Source organism: Bartonella sp. CL63NXGY (genome assembly GCF_042194905.1).
GTDB lineage: Bacteria > Pseudomonadota > Alphaproteobacteria > Rhizobiales > Rhizobiaceae > Bartonella.
On sequence record NZ_JBHINK010000115.1, the window covers coordinates 1 to 284 of the forward strand.

Sequence of the window (284 nt, forward strand, 5' to 3'; positions counted from 1 at the left end):
TACCATTAAAGAACTTGTCTAAGCGATGTTTGAGTGAGTAGGTTTGCTTTTCTCCCGTTCGCTTAGTAGTTACGCCTGGTTGCTTATCCTTATCAGTGTCCGTAGCTGTAGATGTACCGCCTGACGACTCAGGATTATCTTCTGTCGGGTAGGTTTTATCTACTCGACAATTTTTCATTTTATCTACCAATGAATGGTTGGCAGTTACTTTGAGTTGAAGTAATCCTTTGTTGTCAATCGTGGTATCAGTCTGTTGAATGTTATAAAGCTCACCGTCAAAGTAC

General features: G+C 40.5%; 1 protein-coding gene. It reads right to left on the reverse strand.

Annotation, left to right across the window (positions count from 1 at the left end; genetic code table 11):
* Positions 1-284: hypothetical protein (locus tag ACFIK0_RS09575; protein ID WP_375663940.1), on the reverse strand; the 284-nt coding region annotated here is incomplete at both ends.